This window comes from Devosia sp. 2618, from assembly GCF_040546815.1.
Classification (GTDB): Bacteria; Pseudomonadota; Alphaproteobacteria; order Rhizobiales; family Devosiaceae; genus Devosia.
In genome coordinates this window covers 1,860,353-1,876,313 of the sequence record NZ_JBEPOO010000001.1, presented here as the reverse complement: position 1 = coordinate 1,876,313, position 15,961 = coordinate 1,860,353, and the positions used below count along the sequence as shown (strand labels likewise).

The following is a 15,961-nucleotide window of genomic DNA, read 5'->3' as shown; positions in this document are numbered from 1 at the left end:
GGTTCCGAACATGGCCGACGGCGAAGTCTATTTTGAGTTTGTGCAGGTCGGTCAGCAAATGCGGGTGGCTGCCATTGATGCCCACACAGGCACCGAGGTCATCGTCATAGCGCCAGTCTCCGCCACCAAAGCGCAAATGCAGCAAATGGGGCTGGCGAAATTGCGCAAAAAGCTGGGCGCGGAACCAAAACAGGCACCGCGCCGACTGTTCTAATTACAGATTGCAGTAATGACGGCGGCCGTCGTAGCCGAGGTACGTATCAGTGCGCTCGTCGTAAGAGCGGAAGCGCGCGTAGCAGGCTGCAACGTGGCCGCTGTAGTTATTTGCACGACCGATCACACGATCACCGGCTCGTCCGACGACGCGGTCGCCCGAACTATTGGCCAGTGCGCTGCCGAGAATCGCGCCGAACGTGAAGCCGAAAATGCCCGAGGCAATCGAATCGAGACCAGAACGGCGGTTGTGGTAGAAGCGATTATAATCATTATCGCCCCAGCCACCGCGGTAGTAGCCCTGACAATCACGGTCGTTGGAATACTGGCCGCAGTAGTTCTGCACCACGCGATCACGGTCGCTATAAGTGGGAACGCGGTTTTGCGCCTGGGCCGGCATGACGCTGGTCAGCGACAACAGGCCTGTCAGAACGGCTGCGGTAATGCCGGAGAGTGCGGTTTTCATCGGATTCCTCCAATTTTTCTGCGTGCTCACAGCGCGCATCTGATTGAGCAATGCCTGATGAGGCAATGGGTTGCGCCATTGTGACGATTTTACCTGCGTCCAAGCTTGGATCGCCGGCGCGGATTGTGCTAGAGGCTGCGTTCATACCACCCTTCCGACACCAGATGTTGGGACTGCCCGGAGTACGCCAATGAGCGCAGCATCCTCTCTTCCGCTGTTTCCCCATTTCTTCTCCAACTCGGTCGCTGATACCGATCCGGAGCTGGCCGCCGCCATTACCAGTGAGCTGGGTCGGCAGCAGGGCGAAATCGAGCTGATCGCATCGGAAAACATTGTTTCCCAGGCGGTGCTTGAAGCGCAGGGTTCTGTCCTCACCAACAAGTATGCCGAAGGCTATCCGGGCCGCCGCTACTATGGCGGCTGCCAGTATGTCGACATTGCTGAAACGCTGGCAATCGACCGCGCAAAGGCACTGTTCGGCGTAGAATATGCCAATGTGCAGCCAAATTCGGGCTCGCAGGCCAACCAGGGCGTCTATCAGGCACTGATCCAGCCCGGCGATACCATTCTGGGCATGTCGCTCGATGCCGGTGGTCACCTGACACACGGCGCCAAGCCAAACCAGTCTGGCAAGTGGTTCAACGCCATTCAGTATGGCCTGCGCAAGCAGGACGGTCTGATCGATATGGACCAGGTTCGTCAGCTCGCTCAGGAGCATAAGCCAAAGATGATCGTGGCTGGTTTCTCGGCCTATTCGCGCGTTCTCGATTGGGCCGAATTCCGCGCCATCGCCGATGAAGTCGGGGCAATTCTCTTCGTCGATATGGCTCACGTCGCAGGTCTCGTTGCTGGCGGCCAGTACCCAAGCCCATTCCCGCATGCCCATGTCGCGACCACCACGACCCACAAGACACTGCGCGGTCCACGTGGCGGTCTGATCCTCACCAATGACGAGGCCATCGCCAAGAAGATCAACTCGGCGATCTTCCCTGGCATCCAGGGCGGTCCACTGATGCATGTGATCGCGGCAAAGGCCGTGGCCTTCAAGGAAGCGCTGCAGCCTGAGTTCAAGGAATATGCCAAGCAGGTCGTTGCCAATGCCAAGGTGCTGGCCGAAACGCTGGTGCGTGGCGGTGTCGACATCGTCAGCAAGGGCACTGACAACCACCTGATGCTGGTCGATCTTCGCCCCAAGGGCCTGACCGGCAAGGCGACGGAAGCGGCTCTTGAGCGCGCTCACATCACCTGCAACAAAAACGCCGTGCCATTCGATCCTGAAAAGCCGGCGATCACCTCGGGTATTCGTCTGGGTACGCCAGCTGGTACCTCGCGCGGTTTCGGCGAGGCCGAGTTCCAGCTTATCGGCGAGCTGATCATCGAAGTGCTCGATGGTCTTGCGACCAATGGCGATGACAATAACGGTGCTGTCGAAGCGCAGGTTCGCGAGAAGGTGAAGACGCTCACCGATCGCTTCCCGATCTACGGTCAGTAAGGGCTCACTATGCGCTGTCCCTATTGCGGAAATGACGACACGCAGGTCAAGGACAGCCGCCCGACCGAAGACTCTGGCGCCATCCGCCGCCGCCGCGTCTGTAACGGATGCGGTGGCCGCTTCACCACCTTCGAACGTGTGCAGCTGCGCGAACTGACCGTGGTCAAAAAGAGCGGCCGTAAGGTCCCATTCGACCGCGAAAAGCTAGCTCGATCAGTCTATACGGCCCTGCGCAAGCGCTCGGTCGAAACCGACCGTATCGAGCGCATGATCTCCGGCATCGTCCGCCAGCTCGAAAGTCTGGGCGATGTCGAAGTGACGTCGGACCAGATCGGCGAATATGTCATGGACGGCCTCAAGGGCCTTGATGACGTTGCCTTCGTACGCTTTGCCTCGGTGTACAAGAACTTTTCCGCCGCCGATGACTTCCGCGATTTCCTCGCTGAACTCGCCACCGGGCAGGGCTCTGTTCGAGACGACGACGAGTGAGCGATCTGTCGTCGGAAGATCGGCGCTGGCTCGACGCTGCCGTTCGCTTTGCTGAACCCTATCGCGGTACAACGGCAGAGAATCCGACTGTGGCCGCTCTGGTCGTCAACCCGTTCAACCAGACGCTGGTTTCGCGCGCGGTGACGGGGAAGGGCGGTCGTCCCCACGCCGCCGCTCAGGCCGTCGAACTGGCCGGTTTCGATGCCGCCGGCAGCACGCTCTACGTAACGCTCGAACCTTGCCACCATTGGGGACGCACACCGCCTTGCATTGACGCGATCATCCGCGCCGGCGTGATGCGCGTCGTGATCGGCGCGGCAGATCCCCATGCCCGTTCGGTCGGCGTTGGCGTCAGCCAGCTTGAGTCAGCCGGCGTCGAGGCCGTCCTCGCCCACCATGAGGGTTCAGAAGCGCTGCATGCCGGTCACTTCATGCGCCACACAGCGCATAGGCCCTATGTCACAGTGGTGCTCCCGACCGCCTCCGGGCAGGGCGCTGCCGCTGCGCTCGACCCCAAAACCACAGGTTGGCGCGACGTTGAACGCAGCCGCTCTGACGCCATTCTCGTCGATGCACAGACTGCGCGTGACAGCGATCCGAAACTGACCATTCAACTGCCCGGCCTGGCCGACCGCACTCCACTGCGCGTCGTTGTTGCCGATACAAAAGGTCTTGATCGCAAAGTGAATCTGATTGGCGGGTTCTCCGGCTATCGCACTGCAATCATTGCCGAAACCAGCGTTTCTATCGACGCTCCGGTATCCATCGACGTCATTCGTGTTGCCGGAACGGATGGCAGTCCTGACCTCGCCAAAGCGTTGCGCGCGTTGTCCGATAAGGGCGTGCAAAACCTGCTTGTTGAAGCCGGTCAGACGCTGGTCGATGCCTTGCTCAAGGCAAAGCTGGTCGACCGGCTCGTCCTTGTCGACGTCTCGCACCATGCCGAAGCGGCAGACCACGCCAGCGCCACGCAACAGCTGTTGATGGGCGCGATTTCCACCGCAGGTTTGCGCGAGATCGAAACACAGGCGCTTGGCAAAGACACACTGGTCATCTACGAACGCCCCCTACAATCAGATTAGCCGCAACGCTTGTTGAAGTTCGGCGCGCGGACGACTATGGGGTTTACCAGCCCAACGTCAGCGCGGCCCTGCGGCCACCACTTTGAAGTTTGAAAGCAGCCATGGCCGACGCCCCCAAACGCGACCCGCAAGCAGACCGCCCAGCCAACCAGCGCGGCGCCGCACGCCTTGCCGCTGTGCAGGCGCTCTACCAGATGGATGTCGGTCGGGCGACACTCGAGGATACGCTGGCGCAGTTCGGCACCTTCCACCTCGGTCGCGAGATTGAAGGCGAGCAGTATCTGCCAGCCGACGCGGATTTCTTTCGCCAGATCGTGTCGGGCGTCGCCAAGCACCAGCTGGCCATTGACCCTGCAGTTGATCGCGCGCTGGCCGAAGGCTGGCCAGTCGAGCGCGTCGATGCAACGCTGCGCGCCATCCTGCGTGCTGCAGCGTTCGAATTGCTGCGCCGCAAGGACATTCCGCCGCGCGTCGTCATCACCGAATATGTCGATATCGCCAAGGCGTTCTACGAGGACGACGCCAGCGGCCTCGTCAACGCAACGCTCGATTCGATTGCACGCGAAGCTGGCTCGGACCTGACCGAGACCAAATAGGGCAGTGGGCGCCTAGCCGAGCTTGGGCAGGTTGTCGTCCTGCCAAGCTTCTTCCGCATCCACATTGCCGCCGGCCGCTTCAACAGCCTTAAGCGCATAGTTCGCTGCGTGTGGCGCATGGCTTGGAACATGCGCGGTCGCAGCGGCGTGGCCTGCCGCTCTGGCAGCTTCACGCGCTGCCCCATTGGGCGCCTCGCGGGCTGCAGCGTGGGCATCCAGTGCGTACTGGCGCGCATGGGCCACCGACAGGTTCCCCTTTGCCCAACGGCGCACCGCGCCGATCGCTTGGCGTGGACGCTGATCGCCCGGAACGTCGCTCTCAAACAACGGCAAGACGCGTTCGGCGCAGGTCGCCGCCCATAGAGCCAAGGCGCGGTGATCGTCGCTGTTGTGGTGCATTGTCATTACTTTCAAACAAAAAAGCCCCGGTCTCCCGGGGCTTTGAGCAATAGAATGGGCAGCTTAGAAGCTGTTCAGGATCTGGTCGATGAACGAGCGGTCTTCGCCGAACGACGACGTACGGCGGCTCTCGATTGCTATCGTCTTGCCATCCTTAAGACCATAGACGGCCTTGTCGACCACCTTCTTGTTCTTGTCAAAATAGATGACGAGAACGGTGCGCGAGTCAGTCAACGTCACGCCGAACGAGGTCTGCCGAACCTTGGTCTCGACATAATAAAATGCTGATTGGTCACCGAACGTGTTGGTCGACTGTGGCGACCCGAGAACGATCGTCACCAGTTCCTGGCTCTGACCGGGCCGGATCTGAGCCATGGCGCTTTCGGAGATTTCATAACCCTGAGTACGCTTGGTCACGAGCGAGGTAGCGCTGGTGCAGGCTGCCAGGGTGATCGCAAGCAGGGCGGCAGTTGCGAGCGGCGCGATGGAACCGGTAGCGGTACGCAGAGGCATGAATTTGACTTTCCCGATGGCTCTCGACTATAGGCACGGCAACAAGGCGGCAACCCTTGCAGTTGCCGGAATGTGTAGCTGCCAACCGGTCTATCTGGCAAGCTGACATTGGTGCGGCGGGCGTGTTTGCCCCCGGTTTGACCGATCAAGATACTGAGCATGAACCCATGATCCTGTCCCTGTTTCGCAAGAACACAGCCACTGAACCGGTGTATGCCGTTTATAATTCCATTGTGGCGCAATCCCGGCAGCCGCACTTCTACGCGCAATGGCAAGTGCCAGACACGGTGACAGGGCGTTTCGATATGATCTGCCTGCACCTGGCGCTGCTGTTCCGCCGCCTACGCGCTGAATCCGGCACCCAGAAAGACTTTAGCCAGGCCGTATTTGACCTGTTTTTCAAGGACATGGACCGCTCCCTGCGCGAGATGGGGGTGGGCGACCTCGGTGTACCTAAGAAGATTCAGAAGATGGGCAACATCTTCTTTGGTCTGCTCGCTGCGCTCAACGAAGCCATGGACCGCAATGATTCTGCTGCAGCGCAGGCAGTGATCGCGCGCAATCTGTTCGAGGACGAAAGTGGGCCCCATATCGAACAGCTCGTCCAGTATCTCTTTGCCCAAAGCCGTGCTCTTGAGGCCCAGTCTGCCGGCGCGATCACCGCCGGCGACATCACCTTCGAGGCCGTAGCGTGAGCGAACCGATCTTTGACGCCATTGTCCGTATCGACCGTCTACCCACCACCGGCCGCGATCTGAAGGTCTCACTCGATGAGCCGACGCGCGCTGCATTGGCAGAATCACTCAAGCTCATCGCTATCGATTCGTTTGAGGCCAATCTGACTGTTGCGCCGTTCCGCGGCGGCATCCGTGCGCTTGGGCGGCTCAAGTCCCATATCGTGCAGCCATCTGTGGTTTCGTTCGAACCTGTCGGTCAGCATATCGATGAAGCGGTAGATCGCGTATTTTTGCCTGAATCTCAGGCCAATAAGTCTGCACCCGGTGCTGAGGTGTTTGTTGATCTTGAGGACGATGATTTTCCAGATCACATCGACGGTCCCGAAGTGGATTTGAGCACTTTGCTCATTGAGACTTTGGCGCTCGCCATTGATCCATATCCCAGAAGGGAAGGCGAAAGCCTCGAATCCCTGGGAGTGGACTTGGGCAACTCGGACACTGGACCATTTTCGGCCCTCGGAAAGCTGAAGAAGTCTACCGATAACGACTGATAGGGCCCTATGGCGGGGTTGCACCGACCCCATGATGGGATATGTTTGGTTGCCTCCTCGTTGAGGTGCAGAACGGGCTGAAATGACCGATACTATAACAATATCAGTGGATGCGATGGGCGGCGACAACGCACCCCGCGCGGTGATCCACGGCGCGTGGCTTGCCCTGCGCGAGCGCAAGAATACCCGTTTCATCTTCCATGGCCGCCAGGAGCTGATTGCTCCGCTGCTCGAAGAGTTTCCGGATCTCAAACCTGTGTCCACGGTCCGCCATAGCGAGATCGTCATCGCCATGGATGAAAAGCCGAGCCAGGCCCTGCGCAAGGGCAAGGGCACGTCTTCGATGTGGATGGCCATTCAGGCGGTCAAGGACGGCGAAGCCGACGTTGCCGTTTCTGGCGGCAATACTGGCGCGCTGATGGCAATGGCAACCTTCTGCCTGCGGCCGATGGAGGGCATTTCCCGCCCCGGCATCGCTGCGATCTGGCCGACCATGCGCAGCGACATCGTGGTGCTCGATATGGGCGCAACGATTGGCGCCGATGCACGTCAGCTCGTCGACTACGCCATTCTCGGCTCAGCGCTCGCGCGCTGCCTGTTCGATGACGATTCACCCACCGTTGGCCTGCTCAATGTGGGTACCGAGGAAGTAAAGGGTCTCGAATCCATCAAGGAGGCCGGCCGCATCCTCAGCGAGGCCAGCGGCGCCGGCTTTACCTATCATGGGTTCGTCGAAGGCGACGATATCGGGAAGGGCACTGTGGACGTTGTCGTCACCGAAGGCTTTGTCGGCAATATCGCCCTCAAGACCGCCGAAGGCACCGCCCGGCAGGTTGCCGCCTATCTCCGTAGCGCCTTCAATTCCAACCTGATGAGCCGCATCGGGGCGCTGTTTGCCTCGTCGGCCATCAACGCTTTGCGCCGCAAGATGGACCCACGCACCGTCAATGGCGGCGTCTTCATGGGGCTCAATGGCATCGTCATCAAATCCCATGGCGGCACCGACGAAATTGGCTACAAGAGTGCTCTGGGCCTGTCCTACGAAATGGCCCGCAGCCGCCTGATCGACAAGATCGGCGATACCATGAAGCGCTTTCCGATCAAGGCTGCCCCCGTGGCGCCGGAAGCAGAACCTGAGGCGAAACCGGCGTGACCAAAACGCGTACCATTATCCGCGGTGTCGGCGGTTATCTTCCCGAACGGGTCCTGACCAACGCCGAATTGGCCACCATGGTCGATACGTCGGATGAGTGGATCCAGCAGCGCGTCGGCATCAAGGAACGGCACATCGCGGCAGAAGGTCAGTTCACCTCTGATCTGGCCGTTGAAGCTGCCAAGAAAGCCATGGCTGCTGCTGGCGTGACGCCTGACGATATCGATCTGATCATCGTCGCAACCACCACGCCCGATTACACATTCCCGGCGGCTGCTACCCTGGTCCAGATGAAGCTCGGCATGCATCATGGCATGGCCTTCGACATTCAGGCTGTCTGCTCCGGCTTTGTCTACGCCATCGCAACAGCTGACAGCTACATCAAGAACGGCCTTGGCACGCGGGCACTGGTCATCGGCGCCGAGACATTCTCGCGCCTGCTCGATTGGACCGACCGGACCACTTGTGTGCTGTTCGGCGACGGCGCAGGCGCTGTCGTGGTCGAAAAGATCGAACTCGAAGACGATGCGCCCGAACGCGGCGTGCTGTCGTCGGCGCTGCGCTCGGACGGCCATCATTGGCAGAAGCTCTATGTCGATGGCGGCCCGTCCACTACCGGCACGACCGGCCATGTTCACATGCAGGGCCCCGAAGTGTTCCGCCACGCCGTTGGCAAGATCACCGACGTGGTCTATGCGGCGCTCGACAAGGCTGGCTACACCGTCGACGACCTCGACTGGTTCGTGCCGCACCAGGCCAACAAGCGCATTATCGAAGGGGCAGGGGCCAAGCTTGGCATTCCGCCCGAAAAAGTTGTCATGACGGTCGATCTGCACGCCAACACCTCCGCCGCCTCGGTGCCACTGGCGCTGAGCGCAGCGGTGGCCGATGGTCGCATCAAAGAGGGCGATCTGGTGATGCTAGAGGCCATGGGCGGGGGCTTCACTTGGGGCGCCTCACTTATTCGCTGGTAGACGCCGCGTCATCAGATTGACCTTAACCGTTTCAAGGCGTTAGTGTTCTTGCCGGTTGAGGACTTGGTGCCTAACTCGGCCGCACGAGCGATCGTGACGGTTGGCGGCGCCAGGAAATTTGAGGAATTCCCGCGTCATGGCTCGACCCAATCGGGGTCGTGCCTGCAGCAATCTTATCGGGGGCAACTTTTGTCCCACGTGGGGGTTTGGACCTTTCGGCAACACGGGGGTACGAATGACGCAGAAGACGATTACGCGGGCCGATCTGGCTGAAGCGGTCTATGGCACCGTCGGCCTGTCTCGAACCGAGTCGGCCGAACTGGTTGAGCGGGTGCTCGAGCTGATCGGTGACGCCCTGATCACCGGCGCGAACGTCAAGCTGTCCTCCTTCGGCTCGTTTCAGGTCCGCTCGAAGAACGAGCGAATTGGCCGAAATCCCAAGACCGGCGAAGAGGTTCCGATCCTGCCGCGACAGGTTCTTGTGTTCAAACCTTCCAACGTGTTGAAGTCCAAGATTAACAAATCTATGGTTCCAGCTGGGAAATAAGCAATCCAAGCGAGTCTAAGCCTCCGTGGATAAGTCGCCAGACGCCTTCCGGACGATATCCGAAGCTGCCGATGAACTGGACCTGCCACAGCACGTCCTGCGCTTCTGGGAGACCCGATTCAACACGATCAAGCCGCTCAAGCGCGGCGGCGGCCGACGCTATTACCGGCCCGAAGACGTGATGCTGCTGCGCGGCATCCGCCACCTGCTCTATGATCAGGGTTTTACCATCAAAGGCGTGCAGCGGATTCTCAAGGATCAGGGCGGTCGCTATGTGATCGCCGTGGGCGAGGGCAAGCCGCTCGAAGATATTCTGCCGATGATCGAGGAAGCCGAAGCCGCGAGCGACGAGGCCGAGATCGAAGAAGCAGTGATGCTGGCCAGCCCTGGCCTCGATAAAGACGACCGCAACAAGCTGTCCGACGTGATGCGCGAGCTGCTGGAATGCAAACGCATTCTGGAACGTGCCCGCGAAAACTGACCTCATCTGACCTGCAATCGTTTCAGGGCGGCCGCCATGCGGTCGCCCTTTGTTTTGCGCCCGCTTTCACACCAGAACCCCCAGCCTCCGCTTGACGACTGCTTTCAAAAATGGAATGTTTGTTTCGCAGGGTATGAGAAGTGAATGTTTTGTTCCGTTATGTCCTGCGGCAAATGGGAGGAATGCAATGAACACTTTTATCAAGGGGCTTTCTGCTGTCGCCCTGACCTTGGGTCTCGCCGCTGCCGCCACTGCGCCGGCGCTGGCCGAAGGCGAACGCTTTGTGCTGGTTTCGCACGCGCCGGACTCCGATAGCTGGTGGAACACCATCAAGAACGCCATCAACCTCGCCGGCGAGCAGATGGGCGTGACCGTTGAATACCGCAACCCGCCAACCGGTGACCTCGCCGACATGGCGCGAATCATCGAGCAGGCCGCCGCCTCGTCGCCAGACGGCATCATTTCCACCATCGCTGACTTCGACGCCCTCAAAGGACCGCTGAGCGACGCCGTCGCGCGTGGCATTCCAGTCATCACCATCAATTCCGGCACCATTGCGCAGTCCAAGGAGATCGGCGCTCTTCTCCACGTCGGTCAGCCTGAGTATGACGCAGGATTTGGGGCGGGGGAGAAAGCCAAGGCCGCTGGCGTGACGAGCTTTGTTTGCGTCAACCACTACATCACCAATCCAGCCTCGGTTGAGCGCTGCCAGGGCTTTGCGGACGCGCTTGGCATTGAACTGGGCAGCCAGATGATCGACTCGGGCATGGACCCCAGCGAAGTCCAGTCCAAAGTTTCGGCCTATCTGTCGGCTAACCCTGATACCAATGGCATCTTAACGCTTGGGCCAAACTCGGCGCACCCCACCATCGCCGCGCTCGACCAGACCGGCAAAGCCGGCACAATCTTCTTTGCGACCTTCGATCTGTCGAGCGAAATCTCGACCGCTATAAAGGCTGGTACGATCAATTTCGCCATCGACCAGCAGCCCTTCCTCCAGGGCTATCTGCCGGTCGTAATCCTGACCAATCTGGCCCGCTATGGCGTGGTGCCCGGCAACTCGATCAACTCGGGCCCTGGTTTCATCACCAAGGACAACATCGATCTGGTGGAGAAGTTTGCCGGCGAATACCGCTAACCGATTTGCAGGGGCCCGACACGTTTCGGGCCCCAATTCTGTCCCCACGCTGTCCCCACGAGATCAACCATGACACAACCGCACGCAGCGACCGACGAACGCATTGCGCAGCGATCCCGCCTCAGAACAATGCTCATGCGCCCCGAATTGGGCGCGATGGCTGGGGCAATCCTGGTCTTTATCTATTTTGCCGTTGTGGCTGGGTCGACAGGTATGTTCGCCCCGGACGGCATTATGAACTGGGGGGTGGTCTCCGCCCAGTTTGCCATCATCGCTGTTGGCGCTTGCCTGCTCATGATCGCCGGGGAGTTCGATCTGTCCGTAGGGTCAATGATCGGCTTTGCCGGTATTGTGATAGCGGTGCTGAGCGTCCATCTCGGCTGGCCAATGTGGGCATCCATCATCGCCGCCTTCATCGTGGCCATGCTGATCGGCGCCGCAAACGGTTATCTCGTCATCAAGACGGGGCTACCATCCTTCATCGTCACGCTGGCCTCGCTCTATATCCTGCGCGGACTGACTATTTACATTTCCATCACGACGACCCGCCAGACCATTATCGGTGGCGTCCGGGAAGCTGCCGCTGGTGATTGGCTCGCGCCGCTCTTTGGCGGCAAGGTGCTGGGCTTTGTGTTTTATTGGCTGGCAGATATGGGACTGATCGACACGTTCAAGGCCGGCAATCGTGCTGGGCAGCCCGTGGTCGATGGCATTCCCATGCTGATGGTCTGGGCCCTCGCGCTTATCATCTTCGCCCATGTGCTGCTCACCAAGACGCGCTTCGGCAATTGGATCTTTGCTGCCGGCGGCGACGCCCAGGCTGCGCGCTATGTCGGCGTGCCGGTCAATCGCGTGAAGATCCTGATGTTCATTTTCTCGGCCTTCTGCGCGACCGTTTTTGCCACCGCGCAGGTCATGGAATTCGGTTCGGCCGCAGCCGACCGTGGTCTGCTCAAAGAATTTGAAGCGATCATCGCGGTTGTGATCGGTGGCGCTCTGCTCACCGGCGGGTATGGTTCGGTGATCGGGGCGGCGCTTGGTGCGTTGATCTTTGGCGTGGTGCAGCAGGGGCTGTTCTTTGCTGGGGTCGAAAGCTCCCTATTCCGCGTGTTCCTCGGCGTCATCCTGCTGCTCGCCGTGGTGCTCAATACCTATATCCGCCGCCTGATTACCGGGGAGCGCTAAGATGACCGAACCACTGATCGAACTGGTCAACATCACCAAGAGCTTCGGCCCGGTTATCGCGCTCAATGGCGTTTCGGTGTCTGTGCTACCCGGCGAATGCCACTGCCTTCTCGGCGACAATGGCGCCGGCAAGTCGACCTTCATCAAGACCATGGCCGGCGTTCACAAACCGTCCTCCGGCCAAATTCGGGTCAACGGACAGGACGTCGCTTTCAGCAATCCGCGTGACGCCATGACGGCCGGAATCGCCACCGTCTATCAGGACCTGGCGATGATCCCGCTGATGTCTGTGACCCGCAACTTCTGGATGGGCCGCGAACCGCGCAAGGGCTGGGGACCGTTCCAGTTCTTTGACGCGGAAACGGCGTCACGGGTGACCATGGAAGAAATGCGTCGCATGGGCATCAGCCTGCGCGAACCCGATCAGGCCGTGGGGACGCTATCCGGCGGTGAGCGCCAGACCGTCGCTATTGCTCGCGCCGTCTATTTTGGTGCCAAGGTTCTGATCCTCGATGAACCAACGTCGGCGCTTGGCGTGCGCCAGACGGCGAACGTCTTGGCCACCATTGATCGGGTGCGCAAGACCGGCATTGGTATCGTCTTCATCACCCATAATGTGCGCCATGCTTTGGCTGTAGGGGACCGCTTCACGGTGCTCAATCGCGGCAAGACGCTGGGCACGGCCAATCGTGGGGAGATCTCTGCGGAACAGTTGCAGGACATGATGGCTGGCGGCGCTGAAATGGCAGAGCTCAGCGCATCGCTTGGTGGTACCGTATAGTCCACCGTCGCGTATTTTCGATAATCGGAGACTACAAATGACCGTTCGCTTCGGCCTGCTTGGTGCTGGTCGCATTGGTAAAGTGCACGCCAAGGCCGTGTCGTCCAATCCTCAGGCGCAGCTGGTTGCCGTGGCTGATGCCGTCGATCAGGCGGCCAGGGACATTGCCAGCCAGTATGGCTGTGAGGTTCGCACAATCGAGCAAATCGTGGCTGCAAGCGACATCGATGCGGTCGTCATCTGCACCCCAACCGATACCCATGCCGACCTGATCGAGCAGTTCACCCGGGCCGGCAAGGCGATCTTTTGCGAGAAGCCGATCGACCTCAACATCGAGCGCGTAAAGGCCTGCCTCAAGGTGGTTGATGCGGAAGCCGGCACGCTGATGGTTGGCTTCAACCGTCGTTTTGACCCGCATTTTCAGGCCGTGCATGATGTGATCGCCAAGGGCGAGATCGGGGCGGTGGAAATGGTCACCATTGTCTCGCGTGATCCCGGCGCACCGCCTGTCGACTACATCAAGCGCTCCGGCGGCATTTTCCGCGACATGACCATCCATGATTTCGACATGGCGCGGTATCTGCTCGGCGAGGAAATCGACACGGTCTCGGCCCAGGCCTCCGTGCTGGTCGATCCGGCCATCGGTGAGGCTGGCGATTTCGACAGCGCGTCGGTTATGCTGTCAACGGCCTCGGGCAAGCATGCCACCATCTCGAACTCGCGCCGCGCCACCTATGGCTACGATCAGCGCATCGAGGTGCATGGGTCCAAGGGTTCGGTGTCGGCCGAGAACCAGCGTCCTGTGTCGATCGAGGTTGCGAACGCCACGGGGTACACGCGGCCGCCGCTGCACGACTTCTTCATGACGCGCTACATCGAGGCATATGCTCGCGAAATCAGTGCCTTCATCGACTCGGTTGAATCAAAATCTCCGGCAACACCAAGCGGGCTTGATGGCCTGATAGCTCTGGCACTGGCCGAGGCCGCGTTGAAATCGGTGCAGGAGGGCAGGGCGGTCAAGGTCAGCGAGATTTTGGGTGTGCTGGCGGATACGTCGATTTTCCAGGGGCGGTAGCGGCCCGCCACGCCCTCGAACCACGAGGGCGTGCCACTACTTCAACAGCCACTCATGTTCAGCGGCATTGTGGAATTTCCACACCCGCTTCGGCCCTGCCATCACGTTGAGATAATAGAGGTCATAGCCCGCCGTCGTCGCCACCGGGTGATAACCCTTGGGCACCAGCGTCACGTCGCCATCCTCGATCACCACGGCCTCATCGAGACTGCGGTCGTCGGTATAGACGCGCTGCATGGCAAAGCCCTGCGACGGATTGAGCCGGTGGAAATAGGTCTCTTCCAAGAGGCTTTCGTGGGGCAGATTGTCCTGATCGTGCTTGTGCGGCGGGTAGGACGAGGTGTTGCCCTGCGGCGTGATCACTTCCACGACGAGCAGGGAATGGGCCGAAAGGTCGTCCTCGGGCATGATATTGTAGACGTGGCGCACATTGGCGCCCTTGCCGCGGCTGATGCGCGGATGGGTACCGGGGGCGATAATCTTTGCGGGATAGTTGCCGCCGCCCGGCGCTGCGCAAACCGCCAGTTCGACATCGGTTACAGCATCGGCCGCCCAATCGCTGCCCATGGGCACATAGACCGCCCATGGCGCGCCATCGAACGGCGACATACGATCGCCGATGACGCCGAAATCCTCGCCATCAACCGAAATGCGTGCCTTGCCGCTGACCAGCACCAGACAGAGCTCCTGCGCCCCGGTCTCGCCGGCGGTTACCTTGCCTTCGGAGAGCTTGTGAAGCGCAAAGCCCACATAAGTCCAACCAGCTGAAGCCGGCGTGACGTCATGAACCAGACCCGTCGTTCCCTTCGGGCGGACGCGGAGGTGAGATTTGCTCATCGGCGGGATCTTCCTTGGGGAAAGCGTAGAAGAAATTGTAGAGCGAATAGGCCAGGGCAGCGCCTACGAGCAGCGCCCAGAACTGGTCCTTGGTAAAGAACAGCTCCCAGGCCAGCCAAGCGGTCAGAAACACCGCGAGGCAGATCCGGATCCACAGGGGACGAAACCATTTGACGTCGTTTTCTTTTAGAGCCATGCGCCCGCTTTCGTAAGTTAAATCGCCTGGCGCATGGTCTAGCATAAGACGGTGAGAAAACTCACCCCTGCGGAAACCCCTGCGTCTGTACAGTGTATCCGGCTGCAGTCATCACGCGCAAAAGTTCGGCATGTCCGACCTGCGCCATGCGAAGCGGCGGATTGGCCTTCGGATCCTGCTCAGCCTCAACGACAAACCAGCCCTCATAGCCATAGTCGGCAAATCTTTGCACGATGGCCGCGAAATCGAGCGATCCGTCGCCGGGCACGGTGAACGCGCCCAGCGCTACCGCATCGAGAAAGCTCTGCTTGCTGCGATCAAGACCATCGATCACCGCGCGGCGAATGTCTTTCACATGCACGTGGTTGATGCGGGCATGGTGGTTGTCGATGGCGCGTAGAACGTCGCCGCCGGCAAACGCCAGATGCCCAGCATCGAGCAGCAGTGGAATGCCTTCGCCCGAATGCGCCATGAAGGCGTCGAGCTCGGCCTCGGTCTCGACCACGGCGGCCATATGGTGGTGATAGGAAAGAGGCATGCCCTGTTCGGCGCACCATTCGCCAAACGTGGTGAGCTTGCGGGCATAGGCCTTCATCTCGTCATCGGAGAGCTTTGGCTTTTGCGCCAGCGGGATTTCGCGACGGCCCTGGATCGAGCGGCCGACTTCGCCATAGACGATGCATGGTGCGTCGACGGCCTTGAACAGCTCGATCATTGGCGCAATGTGGTCCTTGTTGGCCGAGAGGTCTTCGTCGACCAGTGTGCCCGAGAACCAGCCGCCGCAGAGCGTAACGTCGGCAGCACGCAGGATGGGCAGCATGACCGCTGGATCGTCGGGGAAGCGGCGGCCTTTTTCCATGCCTGTGAAACCGGCCGACCGCGACTGGCGCAGACATTCCTCCAGCGAAACATCGTCGCTGAATTCCACCAGATCATCGTTCCACCACGCGATGGGCGACATGCCGAGTTTGGCTTTCAATTCATTCTCCATCCACTTCCACGCCCTCGTGGTTCGAGGGTCGCTGCGCTCCCGCCTCACCATGAGGGCTGTTGGGCGCAAGTTCGTGAGTAGCCCTCAAGGTGAGGTGCGAGCACTTCGCGAGCCTCGAACCACGA

General features: G+C 60.2%; 21 protein-coding genes. 15 read left to right on the top strand and 6 right to left on the bottom strand.

From position 1 onward, the window contains the following. Nucleotides 1-10: 10 nt before the first annotated feature. Nucleotides 11-214, top strand: coding sequence for a DUF6898 family protein (locus tag ABIE28_RS09450; protein ID WP_354062278.1), 204 nt, complete (start codon nucleotides 11-13; stop codon nucleotides 212-214). Here ABIE28_RS09450 and ABIE28_RS09445 read toward each other — a convergent pair whose 3' ends face one another. Then, on the bottom strand, nucleotides 215-679 hold the full coding sequence (locus ABIE28_RS09445; RefSeq protein WP_354062276.1) for a BA14K family protein: 465 nt from the start codon (nucleotides 677-679) through the stop codon (nucleotides 215-217). 190 nt (nucleotides 680-869) lie between these two features. On the opposite strand from ABIE28_RS09445, the gene glyA reads away from it, so the two are divergent. From glyA to nusB, 4 genes are all read left to right on the top strand, one after another. Further along, nucleotides 870-2,171, top strand: coding sequence for a serine hydroxymethyltransferase (gene glyA, locus ABIE28_RS09440; protein ID WP_354062275.1), 1,302 nt, complete (start codon nucleotides 870-872; stop codon nucleotides 2,169-2,171). 9 nt (nucleotides 2,172-2,180) lie between these two features. Beyond that, nucleotides 2,181-2,660 carry a transcriptional regulator NrdR gene (gene nrdR, locus ABIE28_RS09435; RefSeq protein WP_354062273.1) on the top strand — a complete coding sequence of 160 codons (480 nt, stop codon included), beginning with the start codon at nucleotides 2,181-2,183 and terminating at the stop codon, nucleotides 2,658-2,660. Further along, a complete protein-coding gene (ribD, locus tag ABIE28_RS09430; RefSeq protein ID WP_354062271.1) occupies nucleotides 2,657-3,742 on the top strand; it encodes a bifunctional diaminohydroxyphosphoribosylaminopyrimidine deaminase/5-amino-6-(5-phosphoribosylamino)uracil reductase RibD in 1,086 nt (361 codons plus the stop codon). The genes nrdR and ribD overlap by 4 nt, the downstream gene beginning before the upstream one ends. A gap of 101 nt (nucleotides 3,743-3,843) precedes the next feature. Next, nucleotides 3,844-4,338, top strand: a complete 495-nt coding sequence (nusB, locus tag ABIE28_RS09425) for a transcription antitermination factor NusB (RefSeq protein WP_354062269.1) — start codon at nucleotides 3,844-3,846, stop codon at nucleotides 4,336-4,338. 12 nt (nucleotides 4,339-4,350) lie between these two features. On the opposite strand, the gene ABIE28_RS09420 is transcribed toward nusB, so the two are convergent. Both ABIE28_RS09420 and ABIE28_RS09415 read right to left on the bottom strand, forming a co-directional pair. After that, the gene (locus tag ABIE28_RS09420; RefSeq protein WP_354062267.1) at nucleotides 4,351-4,737 is read right to left on the bottom strand and encodes a putative immunity protein; all 387 of its coding nucleotides are present in this window, start codon (nucleotides 4,735-4,737) and stop codon (nucleotides 4,351-4,353) included. Nucleotides 4,738-4,800: 63 nt separating this feature from the next. Then, complete coding sequence (locus ABIE28_RS09415) at nucleotides 4,801-5,250, bottom strand: outer membrane protein assembly factor BamE (protein ID WP_354062265.1); 450 nt, start codon at nucleotides 5,248-5,250, stop codon at nucleotides 4,801-4,803. A gap of 56 nt (nucleotides 5,251-5,306) precedes the next feature. Between ABIE28_RS09415 and ABIE28_RS09410 the strand changes: the two genes are divergently transcribed. The 10 genes from ABIE28_RS09410 to iolG all read left to right on the top strand — a co-directional run bounded on the left by ABIE28_RS09410 (nucleotide 5,307) and on the right by iolG (nucleotide 13,812). After that, a complete protein-coding gene (locus ABIE28_RS09410; RefSeq protein ID WP_354062263.1) occupies nucleotides 5,307-5,945 on the top strand; it encodes a ubiquinol-cytochrome C chaperone family protein in 639 nt (212 codons plus the stop codon). Further along, complete coding sequence (locus tag ABIE28_RS09405; RefSeq protein WP_354062261.1) at nucleotides 5,942-6,478, top strand: YceD family protein; 537 nt, start codon at nucleotides 5,942-5,944, stop codon at nucleotides 6,476-6,478. The genes ABIE28_RS09410 and ABIE28_RS09405 overlap by 4 nt, the downstream gene beginning before the upstream one ends. A gap of 82 nt (nucleotides 6,479-6,560) precedes the next feature. Next, nucleotides 6,561-7,631: a phosphate acyltransferase PlsX gene (gene plsX, locus ABIE28_RS09400; protein ID WP_354062259.1), complete on the top strand. Its 1,071-nt coding sequence runs from the start codon at nucleotides 6,561-6,563 to the stop codon at nucleotides 7,629-7,631. Then, the gene (locus ABIE28_RS09395) at nucleotides 7,628-8,605 is read left to right on the top strand and encodes a beta-ketoacyl-ACP synthase III (protein WP_354062257.1); all 978 of its coding nucleotides are present in this window, start codon (nucleotides 7,628-7,630) and stop codon (nucleotides 8,603-8,605) included. Before plsX ends, ABIE28_RS09395 begins: the two co-directional genes overlap by 4 nt. Before the next feature lie 235 nt (nucleotides 8,606-8,840). Continuing rightward, nucleotides 8,841-9,152 carry an integration host factor subunit alpha gene (locus tag ABIE28_RS09390; protein ID WP_354062255.1) on the top strand — a complete coding sequence of 104 codons (312 nt, stop codon included), beginning with the start codon at nucleotides 8,841-8,843 and terminating at the stop codon, nucleotides 9,150-9,152. A 25-nt stretch (nucleotides 9,153-9,177) separates the two neighbouring features. Next, a complete protein-coding gene (locus ABIE28_RS09385) occupies nucleotides 9,178-9,633 on the top strand; it encodes a MerR family transcriptional regulator (protein ID WP_354062253.1) in 456 nt (151 codons plus the stop codon). Nucleotides 9,634-9,820: 187 nt separating this feature from the next. Beyond that, complete coding sequence (locus ABIE28_RS09380) at nucleotides 9,821-10,771, top strand: sugar ABC transporter substrate-binding protein (RefSeq protein ID WP_354062251.1); 951 nt, start codon at nucleotides 9,821-9,823, stop codon at nucleotides 10,769-10,771. A 69-nt stretch (nucleotides 10,772-10,840) separates the two neighbouring features. Continuing rightward, a complete protein-coding gene (locus ABIE28_RS09375; protein WP_354062249.1) occupies nucleotides 10,841-11,956 on the top strand; it encodes an ABC transporter permease in 1,116 nt (371 codons plus the stop codon). 1 nt (nucleotide 11,957) lies between these two features. Then, complete coding sequence (locus tag ABIE28_RS09370) at nucleotides 11,958-12,737, top strand: ATP-binding cassette domain-containing protein (RefSeq protein ID WP_354062247.1); 780 nt, start codon at nucleotides 11,958-11,960, stop codon at nucleotides 12,735-12,737. 37 nt (nucleotides 12,738-12,774) lie between these two features. Beyond that, complete coding sequence (gene iolG / locus ABIE28_RS09365) at nucleotides 12,775-13,812, top strand: inositol 2-dehydrogenase (protein WP_354062245.1); 1,038 nt, start codon at nucleotides 12,775-12,777, stop codon at nucleotides 13,810-13,812. Nucleotides 13,813-13,848: 36 nt separating this feature from the next. Here iolG and iolB read toward each other — a convergent pair whose 3' ends face one another. From iolB to iolE, 3 genes are all read right to left on the bottom strand, one after another. Further along, nucleotides 13,849-14,649, bottom strand: a complete 801-nt coding sequence (gene iolB, locus ABIE28_RS09360; protein WP_354062243.1) for a 5-deoxy-glucuronate isomerase — start codon at nucleotides 14,647-14,649, stop codon at nucleotides 13,849-13,851. Further along, nucleotides 14,594-14,845: a hypothetical protein gene (locus ABIE28_RS09355; protein ID WP_354062241.1), complete on the bottom strand. Its 252-nt coding sequence runs from the start codon at nucleotides 14,843-14,845 to the stop codon at nucleotides 14,594-14,596. The genes iolB and ABIE28_RS09355 overlap by 56 nt, the downstream gene beginning before the upstream one ends. Before the next feature lie 61 nt (nucleotides 14,846-14,906). Further along, nucleotides 14,907-15,824: a myo-inosose-2 dehydratase gene (gene iolE / locus ABIE28_RS09350; RefSeq protein WP_354062239.1), complete on the bottom strand. Its 918-nt coding sequence runs from the start codon at nucleotides 15,822-15,824 to the stop codon at nucleotides 14,907-14,909. Nucleotides 15,825-15,961: the final 137 nt, after the last annotated feature.

Excerpts from the sequence above, each read along its gene's own strand:
- ABIE28_RS09450 (WP_354062278.1), top strand. The coding sequence starts at position 11 with ATGGCCGACGGCGAAGTCTATTTTGAGTTTGTGCAGGTCGGTCAGCAA.
- ABIE28_RS09445 (WP_354062276.1), bottom strand. The coding sequence starts at position 679 with ATGAAAACCGCACTCTCCGGCATTACCGCAGCCGTTCTGACAGGCCTG.
- glyA (WP_354062275.1), top strand. The coding sequence starts at position 870 with ATGAGCGCAGCATCCTCTCTTCCGCTGTTTCCCCATTTCTTCTCCAAC.
- nrdR (WP_354062273.1), top strand. The coding sequence starts at position 2,181 with ATGCGCTGTCCCTATTGCGGAAATGACGACACGCAGGTCAAGGACAGC.
- nusB (WP_354062269.1), top strand. The coding sequence starts at position 3,844 with ATGGCCGACGCCCCCAAACGCGACCCGCAAGCAGACCGCCCAGCCAAC.
- ABIE28_RS09420 (WP_354062267.1), bottom strand. The coding sequence starts at position 4,737 with ATGCACCACAACAGCGACGATCACCGCGCCTTGGCTCTATGGGCGGCG.
- ABIE28_RS09415 (WP_354062265.1), bottom strand. The coding sequence starts at position 5,250 with ATGCCTCTGCGTACCGCTACCGGTTCCATCGCGCCGCTCGCAACTGCC.
- plsX (WP_354062259.1), top strand. The coding sequence starts at position 6,561 with ATGACCGATACTATAACAATATCAGTGGATGCGATGGGCGGCGACAAC.
- ABIE28_RS09390 (WP_354062255.1), top strand. The coding sequence starts at position 8,841 with ATGACGCAGAAGACGATTACGCGGGCCGATCTGGCTGAAGCGGTCTAT.
- ABIE28_RS09380 (WP_354062251.1), top strand. The coding sequence starts at position 9,821 with ATGAACACTTTTATCAAGGGGCTTTCTGCTGTCGCCCTGACCTTGGGT.
- ABIE28_RS09375 (WP_354062249.1), top strand. The coding sequence starts at position 10,841 with ATGACACAACCGCACGCAGCGACCGACGAACGCATTGCGCAGCGATCC.
- ABIE28_RS09370 (WP_354062247.1), top strand. The coding sequence starts at position 11,958 with ATGACCGAACCACTGATCGAACTGGTCAACATCACCAAGAGCTTCGGC.
- iolG (WP_354062245.1), top strand. The coding sequence starts at position 12,775 with ATGACCGTTCGCTTCGGCCTGCTTGGTGCTGGTCGCATTGGTAAAGTG.
- iolB (WP_354062243.1), bottom strand. The coding sequence starts at position 14,649 with ATGAGCAAATCTCACCTCCGCGTCCGCCCGAAGGGAACGACGGGTCTG.
- ABIE28_RS09355 (WP_354062241.1), bottom strand. The coding sequence starts at position 14,845 with ATGGCTCTAAAAGAAAACGACGTCAAATGGTTTCGTCCCCTGTGGATC.